Genomic DNA, 24,029 nt, shown 5'->3' on the forward strand with positions numbered 1-24,029 from the left:
CACCGCACCCTGCCATCGCACCTGCCATCCACCCTGCGGTCCCACCAGGTGAAATCCGCTCGACGGTCCCGCGGGGCGCCTGCGAGCCTTGCGGCCATGACCGACGCACCTCACCCGCTGCCCGCCGGGTACGAGATCTCCACCGACGCCGCCCGCCTCGACGCAGCCCGCATCCACCAGTGGCTCTCCACCGACGCGTACTGGGCGATGGGCAGATCCCGCGAGAAGCAGGACCGGGCCATCGCCGGATCGCTCAACTTCGGGATCTACGACTCAGCTTCCGGCGAGCAGGTCGCCTACGCACGCGTGGTGACGGACCAGGCGACCTTCGCCTGGCTCTGCGATGTGTACGTGGACCGCTCCGTGCGCGGAAAGGGCTTCGGGAGCGCGCTGGTCGCGGCCGTCCGGGAGCACCTGGAGCCGTGCGGTCTGCGCCGGATTCTGCTGGCTACGGCCGATGCGCACGGGGTGTACGAGAAGGTCGGGTTCAGCGCTCTCGAAGACCCGGCGAAGTGGATGGCGCTCGGCCTGCAGTGAGCGATTCGCCGGTCGTCAGGGCCGTGTGCGGACTCTCCGTGAAGCCTTGACCTGGGCAGCCGCGCACTCCACGATCACCGCATGCAGGTTCGCGTCTCGCTCATCGCCGCCGCGCGAAGCGGCTCGCTGCTCGCCGAGCGCTTCGACGACGACCGGCCGCTGGACCAGTCGGGCTGGCACGAGGTGCAGCGCGCCGCGCCCGCGCTGCTGCCGCTCGGCGTGGCCGAACTGCGCTACTGCTCACCCACGCCGCGCAGCCGCGCCACCGGCGACGCCCTCGGCTTCGCGCCCCTGGCCCAGCCCGCCCTGCGGGACTGCGACATGGGGCGCTGGCGCGGTCTGACCCTCGGCGACGTGACGGCGAGCGAACCTGCCGCCGTCGACGCCTGGCTGCGGGATCCGCGCTCGGCGCCGCACGGAGGCGAGTCGCTCCTCGCCTTCATCTCGCGGATCGGCGGCTGGCTGGACACGCGCCCCGTCGGCGACGGCGCACGGATCCTCGCCGTGGCCGAGCCCTCCGTCGTCCGCGCGGCCCTCGTCTATGCCCTGAAGGCGCCCCCGTCGACGTACTGGAACATCGACGTCCGCCCCCTGTCGACGGTCACCCTCACCGGCCACGGCGGCCGCTGGAACCTGCGGATCGCCGCCGAGGGCGAGGGGGCCGGGGCGCTCGGGTCCGGCGGTCCGTGAACAAGGGGTGCGGAGCGCGGGCATTCGCCGAGTCACGCGAGCCGTCGAATGCCGGGCACCGGAGCGGATCACGCCTGTCGTGCGGCTGATCACTCCTGCCGTGTGTACGCGGTAGTGAGGATCAGGTCCTTGGCGGGGCCCGCGACCCGCCACCGCATCCGCCAGCGCCGCTCGTCGTACACCTCGAACTCGCCCCGGTAGAGGTCGAGCGCGCACGGATGGTCGGCGGTGTGTCTGCCGGTGCGCAGGTCCAGGTCGTGGAAGGGGCGGCCGTCGGCGAAGGTGACGTGCGCGGTGGCCGGGTTGTCGCCGGGCAGGAAGCGGAGGGTGCGTTCGGCGGGCCGGGCGGTGCCGCGCCAGGTGAAGGTGCCGGACTCGTGGTGCAGGAGGCCGTCGCCGTCCCATGTGAACACCGTCGTGCCCGTGAAGTGGCCCTCCGCGTTGCCGGCGACATCCCGTGCCGTCCGCTCCACGTGCCATGCCCCGGCGAGGTAGGCGAGGACATCCGGTACGCCGTGAAGCGCCTCGTTCATCGCGCCTCCCACCCGGTGGTGGCTTCCCACCCTGTCTCGGCCGCCCATCGCTCGGCGCCCTCCATCAGCACATCGGTCGCCGGGGCCTTGATCTGGCCGTAGTCGGAGAGCCGCGCCGGCACGCTCAGCGCGAGCCGCTGCTTGAAGGCTCCCCACGCCTCGCGTGCCGTGCCGTTCGCGCGCAGGTAGTCGCGGAACAGCAGGGCGTAGCGGGCGTTGGGGCGGCCGTCCTCCCGCAGATGGACGTTGCAGCGGCGGGCGCCGGGCCGCGGGGCGAAGACCAGCTTGGGACAGCGGTGGCCCGCCGAGACCTCGGAGTGGTTCCACGGCTCGGGCCTCAGCCGGAAGCCGATCGCGGTGAGCGCCGGGACAAGGCGCCGCTCGTCGAGCGAGCCCACCCGCACCTGCACGTCCACGCAGTCCTTCGCGGCCGGCCCCGGCACGGACGTCGAACCGACATGGTCGGCGGCGACCGCGAGGTCCCCGAGGGCGTCCCTCAGGACCGAGGCCAGACGCGCGAAGTCCGTCGGCCACGACGGTCGGTACTCCACCACGACCAGGGCTTCGGCTGCTTCATCCGGAAAGGGCATGCCCCGCAGGCTACGCGGCAGGGCCCCGGCAGCCGGTCCCGGCGATGCCTGCTGCCGGTGCCTGCCTGCCACCGATGTCTACTTGTCGACGAACGAGAGACTGCCCTCGTCGTACCGGGTTCCCGCGACCGCACCCGCCGGCGCCACCGCGTCGATCGCCGCGAGCTCCTCGGCGGAGAGCTCGATCGCGAGCGCGCCCAGGTTCTCCGTGAGGTACTTCTCCCGGCGCGTGCCCGGGATCGGCACCACGTCGTCGCCGCGGTGCTGCACCCAGGCAAGCGCGAGCTGGCCCGCGGTGACGCCCTTCTCGTCGGCGAGCGCGTCGAGGGCGGTCACGATGGGCAGGTTCCGCTCCAGGTTCCCGTCGGCGAACCGCGGCTGCTGACGCCGCATGTCGCCCTCCTGGAGCCCGGCGACCGAGGTGTAGCGCCCGGTCAGGAAGCCGCGGCCGAGCGGCGAGAACGGCACCAGACCGATGCCGAGCTCCCGGCAGACCGGTGCGATCTGTGCCTCCAGGTCACGCGTCCACAGCGACCACTCGCTCTGCAGCGCGGCGATCGGATGCACCGCGTGCGCCCGCCGGATCGTCCGCGCGCTCGCCTCGGAGAGCCCGATGTGGCGCACCTTCCCGGCCTCGACGAGCTCGGCCATCGCGCCGACGGTCTCCTCGATCGGCACGTCCTGGTCGACGCGGTGCAGGTAGTAGAGGTCGATGTGGTCGGTCCCGAGGCGCCGCAGCGAGGCGTCGCACGCCTGTCGTACGTACGCCGCGTCGCCCCTGATCTTCGTGGGCTCGCCGAGCCGGTTGGCGAAGCCGAACTTCGTGGCGACGACGGCCTGCTCGCGCCGGCCTGCGAGCGCGCGGCCGATCAGCTCCTCGTTGTGGCCCCCGCCGTAGAAGTCGGAGGTGTCGAGCAGGCTGACGCCGAGATCGAGGGCACGGTGGATCGTCGCGATCGACTGGGCGTCGTCCGAGGCGCCGTACGCGTGACTCATCCCCATGCAGCCGAGTCCCTGGGCCGAGACGGTCAGTGCTCCGAGACGGCGCGTGGGAATGCTGGTCATGGCGGTACCTCCAGGTGGAGCCGTGTGCCCTGTGCGGGCGGACGGCTCCGACCCTAGGAGCTGGAGTCGACTCCAAGTCAAACCATTTCGGCGGGACTTGGCCTCGTGGTGCCGCCGTGCCTACTTCTGGTCCGCCGCCGCGTACAGCGCCGCCACGTCGATCTTCTTCATGCCGAGCATGGCCGCCATGGCGCGCTGGGCCCGCGCCTGGTCGGGGTCGGACAGGAGCTTGCCCAGGTCGGCGGGGGCGACCTGCCAGGAGAGCCCGAACTTGTCCTTGAGCCAGCCGCAGGGACCCTCCTGGCCGCCTTCGGAGAGCTTGGTCCAGTAGTGGTCGACTTCCTCCTGGTCGGCGCAGTCGATCGTGAGGGAGACCGCTTCGTTGAAGGTGAACTCGGGGCCGCCGTTGAGCGCCAGGTACGGCTGGCCGTCGAGCTCGAACTCGACGGTCATCACGGTCCCGGCGGGGCGCGGCCCGGCCTCTCCGTAGTGGGCCACGTCCGTGATCTTCGAGTTGGGGAAGACGGAGACGTAGAACGCGGCGGCGTCCTCGCCCTGGGTGTCGAACCAGAGGGTGGGCGTGATGCGGGGCATGACTCTCTCCTGCCGTCGGCGGAGCTCGGGTGGGCGGGCCGTGCTCAGGGCTGTGTGCCCGTAGTGGCCCTCGTCTGCCTGTAGAGACCCCCGCCCCCGCCGAAACTCATCGCGGGTCGGCTGCCGAAACTCATCGCGCCGGTCGGCCGCCGGGCGGGCTGTCATCGGACGACTTGCCGCCGTCGTCCGGCCCGGCTTCCTCGACGGCGTCGGAGCCGGTCGCCTCCTTGTCGGCGGGCTGCCTCCTCTCCGGCGGTGCATTCGTGTTCCCGATCCAGCGGGCGCCCTCGCCCGATACGTAGCTGTCGCCCGTGGAGGCGTCCGCTCCATCGCGATCCGGTCGCTTCTTGCCCATCGCTGCTCCTTCGCTCGCCGTGCCGGTCGCTTTCCAGTAGCGCACCGACAGGCGGGGGCGGACCTGCTGGGAGCGCCGAACGAGCTATCCATTCGTTGCATAAAACTGCGGCGTTGCGTATAGTCATGCTCTCCAAGAGGAGGGTTCCATGGCGGTACGTGCAGCAGTGGCAGGAGCGAGCGGGTACGCGGGCGGTGAATTGCTGCGCCTGCTGCTCGTCCACCCCGAGGTGGAGATCGGCGCCCTGACCGGCAACTCGAACGCGGGCCAGCGCCTGGGCGCGCTGCAGCCGCACCTGATGCCGCTCGCCGACCGCGTCCTGGAGCCGACCACCGCCGAGGCCCTCGCCGGTCACGACGTCGTGTTCCTCGCCCTGCCCCACGGCCAGTCCGCCGCCGTCGCCGAGCAGCTCGGACCGGACGTCCTGGTCGTCGACATGGGCGCCGACTTCCGGCTCAAGGACGCGGCCGACTGGGAGAAGTTCTACGGCAGCGAGCACGCCGGGACCTGGCCCTACGGCCTGCCCGAACTGCCGGGCGGTCGCGCGGCGCTGGAAGGGGCCAAGCGCATCGCGGTGCCCGGCTGCTATCCGACTGCCGTCTCGCTCGCACTCTTCCCCGCGTACGCCGTCGGGCTCGCCGAGGCCGAGGCGGTGATCGTCGCCGCTTCCGGGACCTCGGGCGCGGGCAAGGCGGCCAAGCCGCACCTGCTCGGCTCCGAGGTCATGGGCTCCATGTCGCCGTACGGCGTGGGAGGCGTGCACCGGCACACCCCGGAGATGATCCAGAACCTGTCCGCCGCGGCGGGCACCCCCGTCACCGTCTCCTTCACGCCCACCCTGGCCCCGATGCCGCGCGGCATCCTCGCCACGTGCAGCGCGAAGGCGACGGACGGCGTCAGTGCCGAGTCCCTGCGGGCCGCGTACGAGAAGGCCTACGCGGACGAACCGTTCGTGCACCTGCTCCCCGAGGGGCAGTGGCCCGCGACCTCCGCCGTGTACGGCTCGAACGCCGTGCAGATCCAGGTCGCGTACGACCAGGCGGCGGGCCGCGTCATCGTGATCAGCGCCATCGACAACCTGACCAAGGGCACCGCGGGCGGCGCCCTGCAGAGCATGAACATCGCCCTCGGCCTCGACGAGGCCACCGGGCTCACAACGATCGGAGTCGCGCCGTGAGTGTGACGGCAGCTAAGGGATTCACGGCGGCGGGCATCGCCGCCGGGATCAAGGAGAACGGCAACCCGGACCTGGCCCTCGTGGTCAACACCGGGCCCCGCCTGGCCGCCGCGGGCGTCTTCACCTCCAACCGCGTCAAGGCCGCCCCCGTCCTCTGGTCGGAGCAGGTCGTCAAGGGCGGGCTCGTCTCGGCCGTCGTCCTCAACTCCGGTGGCGCCAACGCCTGTACGGGCCCGCAGGGCTTCCAGGACACGCATGCCACCGCCGAGAAGGTCGCCGAGACACTCGACCTGAACGCGGGCGAGGTCGCCGTCGCGTCGACGGGACTCATCGGCGTCACGCTCCCCATGGACAAGCTCCTGCCGGGCGTCGAGAGCGCGGCGGGCGAACTCTCCGCGCACGGCGGCGAGAAGGCCGCCATCGCCATCAAGACCACCGACAGCGTGCACAAGACCGCCGTGGTCACGCGGGACGGCTGGACGGTCGGCGGCATGGCGAAGGGCGCGGGCATGCTCGCCCCCGGACTCGCCACGATGCTCGTCGTCCTCACCACGGACGCCGACCTCGAAGCCGGTGTCCTGGACAAGGCGCTGCGCGACGCCACGAAGGTCACCTTCGACCGGGTCGACTCCGACGGCTGCATGTCGACGAACGACACGGTGCTCCTGCTGGCCTCCGGCGCCGCTCAGGTCTCCCCGGAGTACGCCGAGTTCGCCGAGGCCGTCCGCACCGTCTGCGACGACCTCGCGCGTCAGCTCATCGGCGACGCCGAGGGCGCGAGCAAGGACATCCGGATCGAGGTGGTCAACGCCGCATCAGAGGACGACGCCGTCGAGGTGGGCCGCTCCATCGCCCGCAACAACCTCCTCAAGTGCGCCCTGCACGGCGAGGACCCCAACTGGGGCCGGGTGCTCTCCGCCATCGGCACCACGAAGGCCGCCTTCGAGCCCGACCAGCTGAACGTCGCCATCAACGGCGTCTGGGTCTGCAAGAACGGCAGCGTGGGCGAGGACCGCGACCTCGTCGACATGCGGTACCGGGAGATCAAGATCACCGCGGATCTGGCGGCGGGCACCACCGAGCCGGTCGTGATCTGGGCCAACGACCTCACCGCCGACTACGTCCACGAGAACAGCGCGTACGCGTCATGAGCGGCAACCCGACCGCGCGGAAGCACACCGCGCTCCCCAAGGCGCAGATCCTCATCGAGGCGCTGCCCTGGCTGACCCGGCACCGCGGCAAGACCGTCGTCATCAAGTTCGGCGGCAACGCCATGGTGGACGAGGAGCTGAAGGCGGCCTTCGCCCAGGACGTCGTCTTCCTGCACCACGCGGGCCTCAAGCCCGTCGTCGTGCACGGCGGCGGACCGCAGATCAGCGCGGCCCTGGACCGGCACGGCATCGTCAGCGAGTTCAAGGCGGGCCTGCGGGTCACGACCGAGGACGCCATGGACGTCGTACGCATGGTGCTCGCAGGACAGGTCCAGCGCGAGCTCGTCGGCCTGCTCAACCAGCACGGCCCGCTCGCCGTCGGCCTCACCGGCGAGGACGCGCACACCATCACCGCCACCAAGCACCAGCCCCGCATCGAGGGCGAGTTGGTCGACATCGGCCGGGTCGGCGAGATCACCGAGATCGACACCGGCGCCATCGAGGCCCTGCTCGCCGACGGCCGCATCCCGGTCGTCTCCTCGATCGCACGCTCCCAGGACGACCACCATGTCTACAACGTCAATGCTGATACGGCGGCTGCGGCACTTGCGGCTGCGCTGGACGCAGAGACCCTGATGGTCCTCACGGACGTCGAGGGCCTCTACGAGGACTGGCCGAACAGCGACGAGGTGATCAGCCGCCTGACCGCGAAGGAGCTGGAGAAGCTCCTTCCCGAGCTGGCCAGCGGCATGGTCCCGAAGATGGAGGGCTGTCTGCACGCCGTGCGCAACGGCGTCGAGACGGCCCGAGTGATCGACGGACGGGTCCAGCACTCGATCCTGCTGGAGATCTTCACGGACGAGGGCATCGGCACGATGGTCGTGCCGGACGCCCCTGACGTACCCGACAACGCGACAGAGGGGGAAGCGGCATGACCGGCAACGAGGAGCTGACCCAGCGCTGGCAGGACGCGCTGATGGACAACTACGGCACCCCCAGGCTGCCCCTCGTCCGCGGCGCGGGCAGCAAGCTGTGGGACGCCGACGGCAAGGAGTACGTCGACTTCGTCGGCGGCATCGCGGTCAACGCGCTCGGCCACGCCCACCCGGCGGTCGTCCAGGCGGTCAGTACCCAGATCGCGTCCCTCGGCCACGTGTCGAACCTCTTCATCGCCGAGCCGCCGGTCGCGCTCGCCGAGCGGCTGCTCCAGCTCTTCGGGCGCTCGGGCCGGGTGTACTTCTGCAACTCCGGCGCCGAGGCCAACGAAGGCGCCTTCAAGATCGGCCGCCTGACCGGGCGTTCGCACATGGTCGCCACGGACGGCGGCTTCCACGGCCGCACCATGGGGGCGCTCGCCCTCACCGGCCAGCCCGGGAAGCAGGAGCCGTTCCTGCCCCTGCCCGGCGACGTCACGCACGTGCCGTACGGCGACGCGGATGCGCTGCGGGCAGCGGTCACGGAAGAGACCGCCCTCGTCGTCATCGAGCCCATCCAGGGCGAGAACGGCGTGGTCGTGCCGCCCGTCGGCTACCTGAAGGCGGCCCGGGAGATCACCGCGGCCACCGGGACCCTCCTCGTCCTCGACGAGGTGCAGACCGGAATCGGCCGCACCGGCCACTGGTTCGAGTACCTCGCGCACGAGGGCGTCGAGCCCGACGTCGTCACGCTCGCGAAGGGACTCGGCGGCGGTCTGCCGCTCGGCGCGACGGTCGCGTTCGGCGCCGCGGCGGAGCTCCTCAAGCCCGGTCACCACGGAACGACGTTCGGCGGGAACCCCGTGGCATGCGCCGCGGGACTCGCGGTACTCGACACGATCGAGGCCGAGGGACTCCTGGAGAACGTGAAGCGGGCGAGCGAGAAGCTGCGTGACGGAATCGAGTCACTCGGACACCCGCTCGTGGGCCATGTCCGGGGTGCGGGCCTGCTGCTGGGTATCGTGCTCACCGAGCCGCTCGCGCCCCAGGCGCAGCAGGCGGCTCAGGACGCCGGCTTCCTGGTGAACGCGCCCGCCCCCGATGTCGTACGGCTCATGCCGCCGCTGAACGTGCGCGACGACGAGGTGGACGCGTTCCTCCGGGCCCTGCCCGGCGTGCTTGACCAGGCCACCGCGGCCAACGGGGACGGACGATCCGGAGAATGAGACGACGATGAGCCAGGCGCAAGGCAACGAGCACGAACACCCGGATCACGCCGGGCCCGCCGTGCCGCAGACCCGCACCGCACGCCACCGCCGGATCGTGGACATCCTCAACCGGCAGCCGGTGCGCTCCCAGAGCCAGCTGGCGAAGCTGCTCGCCGACGACGGCCTCACGGTCACGCAGGCGACGCTCTCGCGGGACCTGGACGAGCTGAACGCCGTGAAGATCCGCAACGCCGAGGGCGACCTGATCTACGCGGTGCCGAGCGAGGGCGGCTTCCGCACTCCGCGTGCGCCGCTGGGGGAGTCCGCCAAGGAGGAGCGGATGCGCCGCCTCTCGGCGGAGCTGCTGATCTCGGCGGAGGCCTCGGCCAACCTCGTCGTCCTGCGGACGCCGCCGGGCGCCGCGCAGTTCCTCGCCTCGGCGATCGACCAGGCGGAGCTGCACGACATCCTGGGGACGATCGCGGGGGACGACACGCTGATGCTGATCAGCCGGGAGGCTGCGGGGGGCCAGGCGCTGGCGGACCATTTGCTGCGCCTGGCTTCGAACGAGCACTGAAGTCTCCCGCCGGCCGGGCTGGATCTCCAGCCCGGCCGGCGTCTGAGGCCTACCTCAGCAACTCACCCAGGGGATCATCCGCATCCCCAAGAAACGCCACCAGCTCCGCAAGCCCCGGCGCAGTCGCCGGCCCCCGCCGCGTCACCGCACAGGCCGCCGCCGCGTTCGCGCCGCGCGCGGCCGCCAGCGGGTCGAGGCCCCGCCCCAACAGGGCGAGAAACGCCCCGACATGGGCGTCCCCGGCGCCATTGCTGTCCACCGCGTCCACGGGGAACCCGGGCACATGCACCACGTCGCCCGAGCCGGGCGCAGCCAGCCAGCACCCGTCCTTGTCGGCCCGCACCAACACCCCCGCCCCCGGCGCGAGCCGCCCCCGCAGGGCGGCAGCCGCCTCCTGCGGAAGGGAGAGGCCCGTCATCAGGCGGGCCTCACGCGCGTTGCAGCTCAGCCAGTCCGTCCGCGCGAGGACCGGCTCAAGGACCTCCGCGGGGATGTCGGCGACCAGCGGCGCAGGATCGAAGCACACCCGGACGTCGGCCGGAAGACCCGCCGCGAACGCGGACAGCAGAGGGCCGTTGACCTCCATCACCAAGCTGTACCCGGACAACTGCACCGTGTCCCCGGGCCGCAGCGCCCCCGCGACAGCCGCCGTCTCCGCCGCCGTCATCCGCGCGTCCACCCCGAAGCTGGTCACGAACGTCCGCTCGCCCCCGGAGTCCACAAGGGCCACGCAGAACCCCGTGTCCCCGTCCGTGCGCACCGGATGCAGGGTCGCGATGCCCTCGTCGGCGAGGGCACGGCGTACGAGATCCCCGTACGGCCCGGTCCCGTGCAGACCCGCGTACACCGCGTCGGCCCCCAGACGCCGCGCCGCCGTCAGCGCGTTGAAGCCGCCGCCCGCGTACAGCTCCGTACGGGAGCCGATCACGTCGCCGCCCCTTTCGGGCAGCGCGGGGACCTCGATGACGAGGTCGGCGATGACGTTCCCCGCCAGGACGAGGCGCGGGGAAGGGGAAGGCGTGCTCATCGGACGGACTCCTCAAGTGCGGGGGAGGAAGCGGGAGTGGTGATCGGGCCGCGCCCGCCGAAGACGGCGTACACCGCCGCACCCACTCCTATCGAGACCGCCCAGCCCAGGCCGTTGACGCCCGGCCAGGTGTCGGCGAGCGGCCCGGAGAACCACACGTCGTCCGCGCCCGTGCCCGCGGTCGTGAAGAGGAGCCCGGAGACGATCGCCGCCACCCAGGCGAGCACGGCGGGCAGCCGGAAGCCGCCGGTGTACCAGTAGCGGCTGGTGCGCGAGGTGTCCATCAGGGCGTCCGGGTCGTAGTCGCGGCCCCGCAGCATGTCGACCGCGATCACCCCGATCCAGGCGGAGATCGGCACGGCGAGCAGGGTCAGGAAGGTGGAGAACGGGCCGTAGAAGTCGTCCGCGATCAGCATGAAATAGATGCCGCCGAGGAACATCAGCACGATGTCGATGACCACGGCCCAGGCCCGCGGCACCCGCAGACCCAGCGTGATCATGGTGAGGCCCGCGGAGTACGTCGACAGGTGGTTCGACATCAGCAGGCCGCCGAAGGCCGCGATCAGGTACGGGATCGCCATCCAGGACGGCAGCATCGCGTTGATCGCGGAGACCGGGTCGGAGGAGGTGGCGAGCGAGGGGTCGCCCGCCGTCAGGAGCGAGCCGAGCGAGATGAGCAGCACCAGCGGGATGCCCGCACCGAAGGCCGACGCGGTGACCAGACGGCGCCCCGGGATCGTACGGGGGAGGTAACGGGCGTAGTCCGCACCGGCGTTGGCCCAGCCGATGCCCGTGCCCGCGGCGATGAAGCCGATGCCCGCGATGACACCGCTCGACGGTCCCGCCGGGGCTTCGAGCACCTTCGACCAGTCGACGGTCGCGACCAGGAAGCCCATCACGATCAGGTTCAGGACACCGAAAAGGACCGTCGCCCACTTGTTGATCCACATGATCGTGGCGTGCCCCAGGCCGCTGATCAGCAGCGTGCAGGCGATGAAGACCAGCAGGCAGAGCACGGTCAGGAAGGAGTTCTGACGGACGTCGAAGGCCACCCCGAGGAGGGCGAGCAGCGCGTACGCCGCCGTGGTCGTCGTGATCGTCTCCCAGCCGACCCGGCTCAGCCAGGTGACCAGGGTCGGACCCGCGTTCCCGCGCTGCCCGAACACCGCGCGGGAGAGCGTGAGCGCGGGTGCCCCGCCCTTCTTGCCGGCCAGGCTCAGCGCCCCCACCAGCGCGAACGATCCGAACGAGCCGACGATCGCGACCAGCGCGGCCTGCCAGATGTTCAGTCCGCGAAAGGCGACGAGCGTCGCGCCGAGCGGCAGCCCGAGGATCGAGATGTTGGCGGCGAACCACGTCCAGAACATCTGGCCCGCGTGGCCGTGACGCTCACTGTCGGGGACCGGCTCGATCCCTCGGGTCTCTACGGTGCCGACCTGATCGTTCTTCGTCGAAGCGGCCATGACGGGACCTCCTTGCGCGATACGTGGGGCGGGGACGGGGGAGTGCGGCGAGAGCTCGGTGGTTTCAGCGGTGGGTGAGCAACTGGGCCGTCAGCGGCTCCAGTTCGAGGCTGTTGACCGTGCGCAGGGTGCGTACGGCGTCGGCGGGCAGGCCCGCAAGGCCGCGCACCGATCCGGCGACCGCACCCGCGATCGCGCCGATCGTGTCGCTGTCGCCGCCGAGGTTCGCGGCGAGGAGTGCGCTGCGCCAGGGGTCGCCGCCGGTCAGCGCGAGCACCGCGAACGCGGCGGGCACCGACTCCTGGCTGGCGACGCTGGTGCCGATGAGCGCGACGATGCGGTCGAGGGCTGCGGCTTCGTCCAGGCCGTCCACCAGCTCGCGGGCCCAGTCGATCCGGGCGGCGATGTCGGCGCCCGCGATCCAGTTGCCGCGCCGGGCACCGGCATCGGCGGCGGCGATCGCCGCGTCGAAGGCCTCGTCGAGCGTGCCGCCGGCGACGCCCGTGCTCACCGCCGCCGCGACGGCCGCGGCGCCCGCGATGCCGATGTTCGTGTCATGGGTGACCTGGCAGGACTCCACGACCCGGTCGAGGAAGTCCGGCAGCGGACCCGTGGCGAAGGCGATCCCGACCGGGGTGACGCGCATCGCGGCGCCGTTGGTGGTGCCGTACCTGCCCGCCTCCTTGGGGTCGGTGCCTCCCGCGACGGCGTCCAAGGCGGCCTTGGTGGACGGGCCGAGCAGGTCGAAGGAGCCCTTGGCCTTCATCTCCCGCTCCCAGGAGAGGAGTTCGTCGGCGAACCGCAGCGGGTCGACGTGCCCGCCGCCCTCGACGAGCAGCCGCGCCACGATGACCGCCTGGTCGGTGTCGTCGGTGACGGCTCCGGCGGGCATGCCCGCGCTCACGGGGTTGTCGTCCCTGGCGGGTTCGAATCCGGTGAGGGTGCCGTAGACGCGTACGACGTCCTCGCGGGACATGACCTGGGTCGGCATGCCCAGGGCGTCGCCGAGCGCGAGTCCGTAGAAGGCGCCGAGCGCGCGGTCGAGAAGGTCGGGGGGTGCGGTGGTCATCAGTGGCCTCCTCGGCCGGTGCGTACGTGCAGTTGGAACCGTGACGGGTCGAGCAGGCTCGTGACCTGCTCCACGACCTCCCCGTCGGCGTCGCGGAAGACCTGGGCGAGCCGGATGAACGGCTCACCGGCGGCGCGGTGCAGGAGCCCCGCGTCCTCGTCGCCGAGGCCGGACACCGCGATGCGGGCGTCGCTCGATGCCGCGATGTGGCCGGCGGCGATCAGGGTCCGGTTCAGCGAGCCGCCTTCGAGGCCTCGCTCCGGCAGATCGGCGAGGGCGGGCACGGCCGGGACGCGGCTGCGCTCCAGGGAGACGCCCGCGCCGTCGGTCAGTCGCCTGACGCGGTCGAGGGCGATGAAGTGCGGGTCCGCGATGCCGAGTTCGGCAGCGAGCTCCGGGTCGGCGATCCGCTCGAAGCGCAGCGTGTCCGTGGCGAGCTCGGTGCCCTGGTCGGCGAGCGCCCGGGTCCAGCCGAGCTGCTGGTCGAGCGGGGTCCCGTCGAACGTGACGATCGAACCGATGCCGGCGTGCGTCTCGATGAGCCCCTGCTCGCCGAGGGCGCTGAGCGCCTGGCGGACGGTGGTGCGACTGACCCCGAACCGCTCCCGCAGGGCGTGCTCGCCGGGGAGGCGGCTGCCGTCGGCGTGCACCCCGGCGCGGATCTCGTCGGCGAGGACGTGCGCGACGCGATGATGTTTATGAACCTGTCCAGGCATGTCTAGAAGGTAAGCGGAGCTGATCCGTCCCGTCTACGGCTGCCGGAAGATTCTTTGCGGGAGGCCCGCCCGTCAGGCCTTCAGGTCTTCAGGTCTTCGGACCGTCAGGCCTGCTGTGCGGGCGCGCCCTGCTCCTCGGTCCGCTGCTCCGTACGTCGCGCCCGGTGCGACATCCAGGCGGCGACCAGCGCCCCCGAGACGTTGTGCCACACGGAGAACACGGCGGCGGGCAGCGCGGCGAGCGGGCTGAAGTGGGCCGTGGCGAGCGACGCCGCGAGCCCCGAGTTCTGCATGCCGACCTCGAAGGCCATGGCGCGCGAGGCGGGCGGTCCGAGGCGGGCCAGCTTGCCCGCGCCGTAGCCGAGCGCGAGCCCGAGGCCGTTGTGCAGCACGACGGCGACGAAGACGAGCAGGGCGGCCGACTTGATGGCCGCCGCGCTGCCCGCGACCACGACGGCCACGATGACGGCGATGGTCAGGGCGGACAGCCACGGAAGCGCGCTGAGCACCCGCCCGATGTAGCGGCCGAACAGCAGCCGTACGACGAGACCGGCGAGGACCGGGAGCAGCACGGTCTTGAGGATGTCCGTGACCATCGAGCCCGCGTCCACGGGCAGATACTCGCCCGCGAGGAGCAGCGTGAGCGGCGGCGTGATGAGCGGCGCGAGGACGGTCGAGACGGTGGCCACCGAGACGGAGAGGGCCACGTCGCCACGGGCCAGATAGGTCACGACATTGGACGCGGTCCCGCTCGGCGCGCAGCCGACGAGGATGACGCCGGCGGCCAGTTGGGGCGAGAGCCCGAGCGCGTGGGCGATCAGCCAGCCGAGCCCCGGCATGATCACGTAGTGCGCGACCAGGCCGAGCGCGACGGCCCAGGGCCGCTTGACGACGCCCTGGAAGTCGAGCGGGGTCATGGTGAGCCCCATGCAGAACATCACGAGCCCCAGGAGGTACGGGACGTTCGTGCCCCAGCCCTTGAAGGCGTCCGGCGCCATCAGGCCGAGCGCGCCTGCGGCGAGCACGAGGACGGGGAAGACCGTGACGGCGAGGCGGGCCGCCTTGTCGGCGCTCTCCGTGGAGCTGGGGATCGTCTGTTCGGTTTGCACCCGGCGATGCAACGCCGCCGTGGCGCGTGGACGCAAACCTGTCTCGATATGTGGTCGCTACACGAAGCTGCGGGGCGGGCGGGGCGCGTGGTGCGGGCGGTGCTGGCGGGGCGCGTCAGTAGCGCGTGATCGCCGTCGCCCCCGACGCCGTCCCGATCGCCATGTGCGGCCGCCGGTCCTGCTCGGCCCACCGAAGGATCCGCCGCATCGCGTCGCCGGACACCGACACGCAACCCGCCGTCGCCCCGCGCCCGTTGACGTGCAGGAAGATCCCGGCGCCGCGGCCCCGCACCGGGCGGTCGTAGTTGAAGCCGATCAGGAGGGCGTGCGCGTACTGGGTCGCGTACGTGATGAGGTGCTCGGACTCGGCGGCGCGGCAGTCGGCGGGGCGGGGCTGGGTCCAGCGGTTGTAGGAGCGGGAGTCGTTGTCCTGGCACCACCAGGAGTTCTTCGTGACGCGGCGGTAGGGATAGTCCGTGCCGGGCGGCGCGGACTTGATGCCGAAGGCGTACGGGAGCCGGAACAGACCGGTGGGCGTCGTGTTCGTCCCCTGCTTGCGGGAGCCGCCCTCCGTCAGGCCCTTGGCGCCGAACCGTGCCACAGCCGCGCCGGACTTCACCCACCGCCCGCCGCTCCGGTCCCACCACGTCACCGTGCCGGTGGTGGAGCCGGTGCGCGCGGCCTGTGCGGTGATGAGCTGGGTTCCGCCGCCCGTGTCCGCCATGCGGTCCGGCAGCGGAGGGCTCGTGCCGGGCGCCGCGCCGATGGCTCCGGCGGCGGCGAGGACGAGGGCGGCTGCGGACGCGAGGGCGGCGGCACGGGGGCGCATGGCTCAGACCGTAGTGGGAGGCAGCGGCAACGGCACTCCCGGCAGGCCGTCCATGCTCTGCGCGATCTGCCGCTTGGAGAAGTACTCGCTCAGCGACGCGTCGTCCTCGCGCGCGAAGCGCCTGCCGTGCAGGTCGCGGTCCTCGTCGTACGTCATGAAGGGCACCGCGTATCCACAGCTGTCGCGGACGACGTCGGCCGTCACGACGATGATCGCGCGCAGGCCGTGCAGGCTCGGGTCGATGTCGGGGAAGTGCCCGAGCAGCTCCGCCCAGCGCGGGTCGTCGCGGAAGACGGGTTCGCCGCGGCCGTGCACCCGGACGATGTTCGGAGGGCCCTGGAAGGCGCACCACATCAGGGTGATGCGGCCGTTCTCGCGCAGGTGCGCGACGGTCTCCGCGGTGCTGCCCGCGAAGTCGAGGTAGGCCACGGTGTGTTCGTCGACGACGGCGAACGAACCGGTGAGACCTTTGGGGGAGAGGTTGACCGTGCCGTCGCCGGAGAGGGGCGCGGTCGCGGTGAAGAAGAGGGGCTGAGCCTCTATGAAGGCGCGGAGTCTGCCGTCGATGCGTTCGTAAGTCTTTCCCATGTCTAAGGATTATTGTCAGAAATCCTTCGCCTGTCTAACGACTTTGCGCGACGTCTCGCGCTGTGGGTGAATTGACGAAACATACGGAACACTGCATACTCATGCATGACGGCGAATGCAGGGTAAGGAGCACGTGAAGTGAGCAGCAACAACGGCGGTGACGTCCGGCTCTGGGGCGGCCGTTTCGCGGACGGCCCGGCAGAGGCCCTGGCCAAGCTGTCGGCATCGGTCCACTTCGACTGGTGCCTGGCGCCGTACGACATCGCCGGATCCCGCGCACACGCGCGTGTGCTCCACAAGGCGGGCCTCCTCGCCGAGGACGAGCTGAACCGCATGCTGGCCGGGCTCGACCAGCTCGAGACCGACGTTGCATCGGGCGAGTTCGTCGGCACCATCGCCGACGAGGACGTGCACACGGCCCTGGAGCGTGGCCTGCTCGAGCGGCTCGGCCCGGACCTCGGCGGCAAGCTCCGCGCGGGCCGGTCGCGCAACGACCAGGTGGCGACGCTCTTCCGGATGTATCTGCGGGACCACGCCCGGATCATCGGCGGTCTGATCGCCGACCTCCAGGGCGCGCTCGTCGGCCTCGCCGAGGCGCACCCCGACGTCGCCATGCCGGGGCGCACCCATCTGCAGCACGCCCAGCCCGTGCTCTTCGCGCACCACGTCCTCGCGCACGTCCAGTCCCTCTCCCGGGACGCGGAGCGACTGCGGCAGTGGGACGAGCGGACGGCCGTTTCGCCGTACGGCTCGGGCGCGCTCGCCGGCAGCAGCCTGGGCCTCGACCCGGAGGCCGTCGCGGCCGACCTCGGCTTCGAGCGCGGCTCGGCGGCCAACTCCATCGACGGGACGGCGTCGCGGGACTTCGCGGCGGAGTTCGCCTTCATCACCGCGATGATCGGCGTGAACCTCTCCCGGATCGCCGAGGAGATCATCCTCTGGAACACGAAGGAGTTCTCCTTCGTCACGCTGCACGACGCCTTCTCGACCGGCTCGTCGATCATGCCGCAGAAGAAGAACCCGGACATCGCCGAGCTGGCGCGCGGCAAGTCGGGCCGTCTCATCGGCAACCTGACCGGCCTGATGGCCACGCTCAAGGCGCTGCCGCTCGCGTACAACCGCGACCTCCAGGAGGACAAGGAGCCGGTCATCGACTCCTGCGACCAGCTGGAGGTCCTGCTCCCCGCCTTCACCGGCATGATGGCGACGCTCACCGTGCACCGCGAGCGCATGGAGGAGCTGGCCCCCGCCGGGTTCTCGCTCGCCACGGACATCGCCGAGTGGCTGGTCAGGCAGGGTGTGCCGTTCCGTGTCGCGCACGAGGTGGCCGGTGAGTGCGTCAAGGAGTGCGAGGCGCACGGCATCGAGCTCGACCAGCTCACGGACGAGCAGTTCGCCAAGATCTCCGAGCACCTCACCCCCGAGGTCAGGACCGTCCTGAACGTCCCCGGCGCCCTGGCGTCGCGCAACGGCCGCGGCGGCACCGCCCCGTCGGCCGTCGCCGTCCAGCTCGCCGAGGTCAAGGCCGATCTGACGGTTCAGCAGGAATGGGCGGCGGCTCGCACAGGAGTGGCCGCGGCGCGTAAGTGACGCCGGGGCAGCGCGTGCCGCGTTGACGTGGGCATCGCGGGTTACGTTGGTCGTTCTTCCGCAAGGAGCCGACCGAACGGAGCCCGCGATGCCCTTCTCGCGCTTGGCCGCAGCGACCACCCCCACCGCCCACATCGGCTTCGGCCTGGCCGCCGTCGGCAGGCCCGGCTACATCACGCTCGGCCGCGACGCCGACCTGCCGCCGTCGCGCAGCGTCGAGGCCCTGCGCGAGCGCACCCTCGAACTCCTCGACGCCGCCTACGCCCTTGGCGTCCGGTACATCGACGTGGCGCGCTCCTACGGCCGCTCCGAGGAGTTCCTCGCCGACTGGCTGCACGCCAGGCCCGACATCCATGACGTCGTGATCGGCAGCAAGTGGGGCTATACGTACACGGCCGCCTGGAGCGTGGGCGCCGAGGGCCCGCACGAGGTCAAGGACCACAGCGTCGCCGCGTACGCCCGTCAGCGCGAGGAGAGCGCCCAACTGCTGGGCGAGCGGCTCGACCTCTACCAGATCCACTCCGTGACACCGCAGAGCCCCGCCCTCACCGACAAGGAACTGCACGCCAGGCTGGCCGAGTTGGCGGCCGAAGGCGTGACGGTCGGACTCTCGGTCAGCGGACCGGAGCAGGCGGCCGCGATCCGCGCCGCCCTCGAAGTGACCGTCGACGGCGAGCCGCTCTTCCGCACGGTCCAGGCCACGTACAACGCCCTGGAGACATCGGCGGGCCCCGCGCTCGCCGAGGCCCATGACGCGGGCCTGACCGTCCTGGTCAAGGAGGCCATGGCCAATGGCCGCCTCGCCGACCCGCACGCCCCCGCGGCCCTGCGCGAGACCGCCGGGGCGACCGGCCTCGGCTGCGACGCGGTGGCCCTGGCCCTGGTGCTGCGCCAGCCGTGGGCGGGGGTGGTCCTGTCCGGCGCGGCCACCTCGGTCCAGCTCGTCTCGAACCTGCACGCGGCGGCCGTCGACCTCGACGCGGAGCAGCTGGAGCGGCTCGCGGGGCTCGTGGAGGAGCCGGCCGCGTACTGGGAGCGGCGCGGGCAGCTGCCCTGGCACTGACAGACCCCTGGGGTGACCCTTCGGTGAGAGGTCTGCGTATCTCGTGAGACAAATCTGTCTCACATGGACTATGGTTGTCTCATGTCAGTCGATCGCGATCAGGTGCTGCGCAGCGCCGCCGCGCAACTCACCCGCAAAGGCTCCTCGACGATGGACGAGGTGGCGCGCGCGGCGGGGATCAGCCGCGCCACCCTGCACCGCCACTTCGCCGGGCGCTACGCCCTCGTGCGCGCCCTGGAAGAGCTCGGCATCCAGGAGTGCGAGGCCGCCCTGGAGGCGGCCCGGCTCGGCGAGGACAGCGCGGAGGAGGCACTGCGCCGCCTGGTGAAGGAGATCCAGCCGGCCGCGGGACTGCTCGCGTTCCTCGTCACCGAGAACCAGCTCTTCGAGGACGACGCGCAGCACGAGGGCTGGTCGCGGCTCGACGACAACATCGGCGCCCTGTTCCGGCGCGGCCAGGAGGGCGGCGAGTTCCGCATCGACCTGAGCCCGGCCTGGCTCACCGAGGCGCTGTACGGACTCGTCGGCGCCGGCGCCTGGGCCGTACTGGACGGCCGCGTGGCCGCCAAGGACTTCACACACATGATCGCCGAGCTGCTGATCGGCGGAGCACAACGGAGAGTGGAACCATGACCAGCATCGAACAGCGGACCGCGTCGACGGAGGTCGAGCGCAGCCCCGGCCGCTGGCTCGCGCTCGCCGTGCTGGTCCTGGCCGTGCTGCTCGTCGCCGTGGACGCGACGGTGCTCGGCCTGGCCACGCCGTACATCAGCGAGGACCTCAAGCCGACCGGCACACAGCTGCTGTGGATCGGCGACATCTACTCGTTCGTCATCGCCGGTCTGCTCGTCTCCATGGGCAGCCTCGGTGACCGCATCGGCCGCAAGAAGCTCCTGCTGATCGGCGCCGTCGCCTTCGGCGGTGTCTCGGTGCTCAACGCCTACGCGACCACGCCCGAACTCCTCATGCTGGCCCGTGCGCTGCTCGGTGTCGCGGGCGCGACGCTGATGCCGTCCACGCTCGCGCTGATCCGGAACATCTTCCACGACCCGCGCGAGCGCAGCCTCGCGGTCGGCATCTGGGGCGCCATGGCGTCGGCCGGTGCGGCCGTCGGGCCCGTCGTCGGCGGCTTCCTGCTCGAGCACTTCTGGTGGGGCTCGGTCTTCCTGATCAACCTGCCGGTGATGGCGGTCCTGGTCGTCGTCGGCATCAAGTTCCTGCCCGAGTCGAAGAACCCGGCGCCGGGTCCGTGGGACCTGATCTCCGTCGTGCTCTCGCTCATCGGCATGATCGCCGTCGTGTACGCCATCAAGGAGGCGGCGGCGCACGGCATCCGCTGGGACGTCGGCGCGGCGGGCCTGCTCGGCGTGGCCGCGCTCACCTGGTTCGTGCGGCGCCAGCTCACCCTCACGGCACCTCTCCTGGACATGCGTCTTTTCCGCAACCGGGGGTTCTCCGGAGCGGTGCTCGCCGATCTCCTCACGGTGCTCGGGCTCTCGGGCCTGGTCTTCTTCCTCTCCCAGTTCCTGCAACTGGTCCAGGGAAGGCGGCCGTTCGAGGCGGGCCTCGCCGAACTGCCCGCCGCGGTGGGCGCGGTGGCGGCCGGTCTGATCGCGGGCATGGTCGCGCGGCGGTTCTCCGTGCGCGCGGTGGTCGCCGGCGGACTCGCGGCGGTGGGCATCGCCCTGGCCGCGCTCACCACGCTGAGCCAGTCCACCGGCTATCCGCTCCTGGGAGCCTCGCTCCTGGTTGTCGGCATCGGCGCGGGCTTCTCGTTCACGGTGACCGCCGACGTCATCCTCTCCAGCGTGCCCAAGGAGCAGGCGGGCGCCGCGTCCGCGGTCTCCGAGACGGCGTACGAACTGGGCGCGGCACTCGGCATCGCCCTGCTCGGATCCATCGTGACCGGCGTCTACCGCGACTTCACCGCCCCTGCGGGCACCCCGCCCGAGGTGGCATCGGCCGCGCACGAATCGCTGGGCGGCGCCGTCGAGTCCACGGCGGGCCTCCCCGCCCACGAGTCCCAGGCGCTGCTGTCCTCGGCCCAGGACGCCTTCGTCGACGGCCTGCGCCTCGCGGCGGGCGTGGGCGCGGGGGTGCTGATCGCCACCGCCGTGGCGGCGTGGTTCCTCCTCAAGGGCTCGAAGCTGGAGGACGGCGTAGAGCACTGAGGGGAGCGCCCCGAAGGAGCGCGGGGAACCGCGCGACCAGCCACAGGCGGCCCGCGGGCAATACGAAACGCCCGCCCGGTGTCGGGGGAAGCCCCGAGCGCCGGGCGGGCGCACCGTCGAAGAACGAGCCCCGGGCTACGCGGCCTTCGCCTTCGTGGCGTACATGTCCACGTACTCCTGACCGGAGAGCTGCATGACCTCCGTCATCACGGAGTCCGTCACCGCCCGCAGCACATAGCGGTCGCGGTCCATGCCCTCGTACCGCGAGAACTCCATCGGCTCACCGAACCGCACCGTCACGCGGCCCGGCCGCGGGAGGCCCTTGCCGCCCGGCTGGAGCTTGTCCGTGCCGATCATCGCGAAGGGGACCACGGGGGCGCCGGTCATCAGGGTCAGCCGGGCGATGCCCGTGCGGCCGCGGTACAGGCGGCCGTCGGGGGAGCGGGTGCCCTCGGGGTAGATGCCGAAGAGCTTGCCCTCCTCCAGGACGCGCCGCCCGGTCATCAGGGCGGCGACACCGCCGTGGCCGCCGTCGCGGTCCACGGGGATCATCCCGGAGCCGGTGAAGAACCACGCCATAAGGCGGCCCTTGAGTCCCTTGCCCGTGACGTACTCGTCCTTGCCGATGAAGTACACCGGACGCGGGCAGACCAGGGGCATGATCATCGAGTCGATGAACGTGAGGTGGTTTCCGGCCATGATGACCGGGCCCGTGCCCGGAATGTTCTCTGCGCCTTCCACCCGTGGGCGGAACATCAGACGCAAGATCGGTCCGAGCACAGCCTTGATGAGCGCGAGACGGGACAACGGGCCCTCCGGTGTCAACGGGTCGACGACGAGTATGTGCAGGTGAGGACGATACTCGCGGGTGCCCGCTCACCGCACATCGGGTTCACGCACTCGATACGCAGAGTTGACCTGGGTTTGCGTGGTGTTGCCCGTGGACCGCCCTTCTTGTGACGACGTTATCCCTGTGTGCGGCATGTGGCGCGTCCTAGTGGCCCTTGTCACGCGGTGCGGTCACGCGCTGCCACGGAGTTCGCGGTCGCCGCTCCGGACCGAAGGCAACCGAACGGACCCCGTCCCGCACACCAGTCGCCATCCGGCGTCACCCTTCCGTTCGGTCCAGGGTCTCCCATCCGTCACGCGCGGCCACCTACGATCGTGCCGCTTTGTCAGGTGCAAGGCAGCACATCGGGAGGAGCGCTCAATGGCTACGCAGCAGTCGAGGCATTCGGAGTCCGGGGAGCCGCAGGGGCAGCGGCCGGGGCGGCGCGCGGTACTGGGAGCGGCGGTCCTCGGGGCGGGCACAGCCGTCGTAGGAGTGCCCGGCGTGGCGAGAGCCGACGCCAGGCACGGGCATGGCGGCTACAAGGACCTGCCGGTGCCCACGGTCGTCGCGCACCGCGGCACCAGCGGCTACCGGCCCGAGCACACGCTCGGCTCGTACCAGCTCGCCCTCGACATGGGCGCGCACGTCATCGAGCAGGACATCGTGCCCACCAAGGACGGCCATCTCGTATGCCGTCACGAGAACGACATCACCGCGACGACTGACGTCTCCGCGCATCCCGAGTTCGCGTCCCGCAAGGCCACCAAGTCCGTCGACGGCGTCTCGATCACCGGCTGGTTCACCGAGGACTTCACGCTCGCCGAGCTGAAGACGCTGCGCGCCAAGGAGCGCATCCCCGGCACCCGCCAGCGCAACACCCTCTACGACGGCCGCTGGGACGTGCCCACCCTGGAAGAGGTCTTCCAGTGGGCACAGCGGCAGGAGCGCGGGCGCGGCAAGCGGATCTGGCTGCACATCGAGACCAAGCACCCCACGTACTTCCGCAAGCTGGGCCTCGGCCTCGAGGAGCCGCTCGCCAAGCTCCTTCGCAAGTACGGGCGGCACAAGAAGAACTCGCCGAACTTCCTGCAGTCCTTCGAGCCCAGCAGCATCCAGCGCCTGAACAAGCTGGTCGACCCGCCGCTCGTGGTGCTCCTGTCCGGCGCGAGCTCCCGCCCCTGGGACTTCGTCGAGGCGGGCGACCCGCGCACCGTCGCCGACCTGATCAAGCCCGAGGGCCTGAACTGGATGGCGTCGTTCGCGCAGGGCATCGGCCCCACGCTCGACCTGGTCATCCCGAAGAAGCCGGACGGCAGCCTCGGCACCCCGTCCACCCTGGTGAAGGACGCGCACAAGGCGGGCCTGATCCTGCACCCGTACACGATGCGCAACGAGAACACCTTCCTGCCCACGAACTTCAAGAAGGGCACCGACCCGAACGCCTACGGCGACGCCTTCGGCGCCTTCAAGGCGTACTTCGAGACGGGCATCGACGGGATCTTCTCCGACAACTGCGACACCGCCCTGCTCGCCCGCGCGGACTTCGTCAACGACTGATCGTCCGGCCCCGGTTGGGGTGACAGACGGCCGCTCCGGCAACCTCCTGCCGGAGCGGCCGCGTCCCGCCCTGCATGACCACCCACGAGCTCATCCCCACCCTGCGCCCGCTCCTCGCCGCCGAGGCCGTCGCCGCGGCGCACGGCTCCGGCACCGACCCCGGTGACCTGGAACAGGCCGTCTGGCTGCGCCTGCTGGAACGCATGGACGTCGCCGACCCACCCGCCGATCCGGCCACCTGGCTGCGCGCCGCCGTCGCCTCCGAGGCGCGCCGCACCCGGCGTACGGAAGAGCACGAGGTGGCGTACGCGACCGACCCCGCCGACGACACCGAGCGCGGCCCCGAACAGCGCGCCCTGCGGGCCGACCGCGAGCGCACCCTGCACGCGGCGGTGCGCAGACTGCCCGGACGCTGCCCCGGTCTCATGGCGGCGCTGCTGTCCCCCAAGGACCTCACCTACCGGGAGATCGCAGGGCAGTTGGGAATGTCACAGGGCAGTCTGGGGCCGGAACGTTCTCGTTGCCTGGGATGTCTGCGCAGAATGCTCGCGGCGGAGGTTGCAGCTCCTGAACCGCGGGGAAAGGAGCGATAGACAACCGGCAGAGCAGGTGAGCGGGAGGCAT

General features: G+C 71.4%; 26 protein-coding genes. 13 read left to right on the plus strand and 13 right to left on the minus strand.

Annotated features, from left to right (window positions below; genetic code table 11):
* The first annotated feature begins 96 nt into the window (after positions 1-96).
* Positions 97-537 carry a GNAT family N-acetyltransferase gene (locus AC07AG_RS32285; protein ID WP_478759659.1) on the plus strand — a complete coding sequence of 147 codons (441 nt, stop codon included), beginning with the start codon at positions 97-99 and terminating at the stop codon, positions 535-537.
* Positions 538-618: 81 nt separating this feature from the next.
* Positions 619-1,227: a histidine phosphatase family protein gene (locus tag AC07AG_RS32290; RefSeq protein WP_478759660.1), complete on the plus strand. Its 609-nt coding sequence runs from the start codon at positions 619-621 to the stop codon at positions 1,225-1,227.
* An 89-nt stretch (positions 1,228-1,316) separates the two neighbouring features.
* Here AC07AG_RS32290 and AC07AG_RS32295 read toward each other — a convergent pair whose 3' ends face one another.
* The 5 genes from AC07AG_RS32295 to AC07AG_RS32315 form a co-directional block, all read right to left on the minus strand.
* Entirely contained in the window at positions 1,317-1,760 is a 444-nt protein-coding gene (locus AC07AG_RS32295) for a DUF6314 family protein (protein ID WP_478759661.1), read from the minus strand.
* Positions 1,757-2,350, minus strand: a complete 594-nt coding sequence (locus AC07AG_RS32300; RefSeq protein WP_478759662.1) for a GrpB family protein — start codon at positions 2,348-2,350, stop codon at positions 1,757-1,759. The genes AC07AG_RS32295 and AC07AG_RS32300 overlap by 4 nt, the downstream gene beginning before the upstream one ends.
* A gap of 78 nt (positions 2,351-2,428) precedes the next feature.
* Positions 2,429-3,415: an aldo/keto reductase gene (locus AC07AG_RS32305; RefSeq protein ID WP_478759663.1), complete on the minus strand. Its 987-nt coding sequence runs from the start codon at positions 3,413-3,415 to the stop codon at positions 2,429-2,431.
* 120 nt (positions 3,416-3,535) lie between these two features.
* The gene (locus tag AC07AG_RS32310; protein WP_478759664.1) at positions 3,536-4,009 is read right to left on the minus strand and encodes a VOC family protein; all 474 of its coding nucleotides are present in this window, start codon (positions 4,007-4,009) and stop codon (positions 3,536-3,538) included.
* A 130-nt stretch (positions 4,010-4,139) separates the two neighbouring features.
* The gene (locus tag AC07AG_RS32315; RefSeq protein ID WP_478759665.1) at positions 4,140-4,364 is read right to left on the minus strand and encodes a hypothetical protein; all 225 of its coding nucleotides are present in this window, start codon (positions 4,362-4,364) and stop codon (positions 4,140-4,142) included.
* Positions 4,365-4,512: 148 nt separating this feature from the next.
* Between AC07AG_RS32315 and argC the strand changes: the two genes are divergently transcribed.
* From argC to AC07AG_RS32340, 5 genes are read left to right on the plus strand one after another with little or no spacing between them, the layout of a single operon-like run.
* On the plus strand, positions 4,513-5,541 hold the full coding sequence (argC, locus tag AC07AG_RS32320) for an N-acetyl-gamma-glutamyl-phosphate reductase (protein ID WP_478759666.1): 1,029 nt from the start codon (positions 4,513-4,515) through the stop codon (positions 5,539-5,541).
* The gene (argJ, locus tag AC07AG_RS32325; protein WP_478759667.1) at positions 5,538-6,692 is read left to right on the plus strand and encodes a bifunctional glutamate N-acetyltransferase/amino-acid acetyltransferase ArgJ; all 1,155 of its coding nucleotides are present in this window, start codon (positions 5,538-5,540) and stop codon (positions 6,690-6,692) included. Before argC ends, argJ begins: the two co-directional genes overlap by 4 nt.
* Entirely contained in the window at positions 6,689-7,627 is a 939-nt protein-coding gene (gene argB / locus AC07AG_RS32330) for an acetylglutamate kinase (protein ID WP_478759668.1), read from the plus strand. The genes argJ and argB overlap by 4 nt, the downstream gene beginning before the upstream one ends.
* Positions 7,624-8,832: an acetylornithine transaminase gene (locus tag AC07AG_RS32335; protein ID WP_478759669.1), complete on the plus strand. Its 1,209-nt coding sequence runs from the start codon at positions 7,624-7,626 to the stop codon at positions 8,830-8,832. The genes argB and AC07AG_RS32335 overlap by 4 nt, the downstream gene beginning before the upstream one ends.
* Before the next feature lie 7 nt (positions 8,833-8,839).
* The gene (locus AC07AG_RS32340) at positions 8,840-9,391 is read left to right on the plus strand and encodes an arginine repressor (protein WP_478759670.1); all 552 of its coding nucleotides are present in this window, start codon (positions 8,840-8,842) and stop codon (positions 9,389-9,391) included.
* Between the two features lie 49 nt (positions 9,392-9,440).
* Here AC07AG_RS32340 and AC07AG_RS32345 read toward each other — a convergent pair whose 3' ends face one another.
* The 7 genes from AC07AG_RS32345 to AC07AG_RS32375 form a co-directional block, all read right to left on the minus strand.
* Positions 9,441-10,418 carry a PfkB family carbohydrate kinase gene (locus tag AC07AG_RS32345; RefSeq protein WP_478759671.1) on the minus strand — a complete coding sequence of 326 codons (978 nt, stop codon included), beginning with the start codon at positions 10,416-10,418 and terminating at the stop codon, positions 9,441-9,443.
* Positions 10,415-11,881, minus strand: a complete 1,467-nt coding sequence (locus tag AC07AG_RS32350) for a purine-cytosine permease family protein (protein WP_478759672.1) — start codon at positions 11,879-11,881, stop codon at positions 10,415-10,417. Before AC07AG_RS32350 ends, AC07AG_RS32345 begins: the two co-directional genes overlap by 4 nt.
* Before the next feature lie 64 nt (positions 11,882-11,945).
* The gene (locus tag AC07AG_RS32355) at positions 11,946-12,950 is read right to left on the minus strand and encodes an ADP-ribosylglycohydrolase family protein (RefSeq protein ID WP_478759673.1); all 1,005 of its coding nucleotides are present in this window, start codon (positions 12,948-12,950) and stop codon (positions 11,946-11,948) included.
* Positions 12,950-13,666 carry a GntR family transcriptional regulator gene (locus AC07AG_RS32360; protein WP_478759674.1) on the minus strand — a complete coding sequence of 239 codons (717 nt, stop codon included), beginning with the start codon at positions 13,664-13,666 and terminating at the stop codon, positions 12,950-12,952. Before AC07AG_RS32360 ends, AC07AG_RS32355 begins: the two co-directional genes overlap by 1 nt.
* Positions 13,667-13,770: 104 nt before the next feature.
* Positions 13,771-14,787 (minus strand): bile acid:sodium symporter family protein, encoded by a 1,017-nt coding sequence (locus AC07AG_RS32365; RefSeq protein WP_478759956.1) that lies wholly within the window; start codon positions 14,785-14,787, stop codon positions 13,771-13,773.
* A gap of 103 nt (positions 14,788-14,890) precedes the next feature.
* The gene (locus tag AC07AG_RS32370; RefSeq protein WP_478759675.1) at positions 14,891-15,604 is read right to left on the minus strand and encodes a L,D-transpeptidase family protein; all 714 of its coding nucleotides are present in this window, start codon (positions 15,602-15,604) and stop codon (positions 14,891-14,893) included.
* Between the two features lie 3 nt (positions 15,605-15,607).
* Positions 15,608-16,192, minus strand: a complete 585-nt coding sequence (locus AC07AG_RS32375; protein WP_478759676.1) for a pyridoxamine 5'-phosphate oxidase family protein — start codon at positions 16,190-16,192, stop codon at positions 15,608-15,610.
* 138 nt (positions 16,193-16,330) lie between these two features.
* On the opposite strand from AC07AG_RS32375, the gene argH reads away from it, so the two are divergent.
* From argH to AC07AG_RS32395, 4 genes are all read left to right on the plus strand, one after another.
* Positions 16,331-17,782, plus strand: a complete 1,452-nt coding sequence (argH, locus tag AC07AG_RS32380; protein WP_478759677.1) for an argininosuccinate lyase — start codon at positions 16,331-16,333, stop codon at positions 17,780-17,782.
* A gap of 88 nt (positions 17,783-17,870) precedes the next feature.
* Positions 17,871-18,845 carry an aldo/keto reductase gene (locus AC07AG_RS32385; RefSeq protein WP_478759678.1) on the plus strand — a complete coding sequence of 325 codons (975 nt, stop codon included), beginning with the start codon at positions 17,871-17,873 and terminating at the stop codon, positions 18,843-18,845.
* 81 nt (positions 18,846-18,926) lie between these two features.
* Positions 18,927-19,478, plus strand: coding sequence for a TetR/AcrR family transcriptional regulator (locus AC07AG_RS32390; RefSeq protein WP_249591060.1), 552 nt, complete (start codon positions 18,927-18,929; stop codon positions 19,476-19,478).
* A complete protein-coding gene (locus AC07AG_RS32395; RefSeq protein WP_478759679.1) occupies positions 19,475-21,016 on the plus strand; it encodes an MFS transporter in 1,542 nt (513 codons plus the stop codon). Before AC07AG_RS32390 ends, AC07AG_RS32395 begins: the two co-directional genes overlap by 4 nt.
* A 135-nt stretch (positions 21,017-21,151) precedes the next feature.
* Here the strand turns inward: AC07AG_RS32395 and AC07AG_RS32400 are convergent, their stop codons facing one another.
* The gene (locus AC07AG_RS32400) at positions 21,152-21,772 is read right to left on the minus strand and encodes a lysophospholipid acyltransferase family protein (RefSeq protein WP_361056899.1); all 621 of its coding nucleotides are present in this window, start codon (positions 21,770-21,772) and stop codon (positions 21,152-21,154) included.
* A 454-nt stretch (positions 21,773-22,226) separates the two neighbouring features.
* On the opposite strand from AC07AG_RS32400, the gene AC07AG_RS32405 reads away from it, so the two are divergent.
* Both AC07AG_RS32405 and AC07AG_RS32410 read left to right on the plus strand, forming a co-directional pair.
* Complete coding sequence (locus AC07AG_RS32405) at positions 22,227-23,405, plus strand: glycerophosphodiester phosphodiesterase (RefSeq protein ID WP_478759680.1); 1,179 nt, start codon at positions 22,227-22,229, stop codon at positions 23,403-23,405.
* A 74-nt stretch (positions 23,406-23,479) separates the two neighbouring features.
* Positions 23,480-23,998 carry a sigma-70 family RNA polymerase sigma factor gene (locus tag AC07AG_RS32410; protein WP_478759681.1) on the plus strand — a complete coding sequence of 173 codons (519 nt, stop codon included), beginning with the start codon at positions 23,480-23,482 and terminating at the stop codon, positions 23,996-23,998.
* Positions 23,999-24,029: the final 31 nt, after the last annotated feature.

This window comes from Streptomyces sp. NPDC044044 (genome assembly GCF_056434405.1).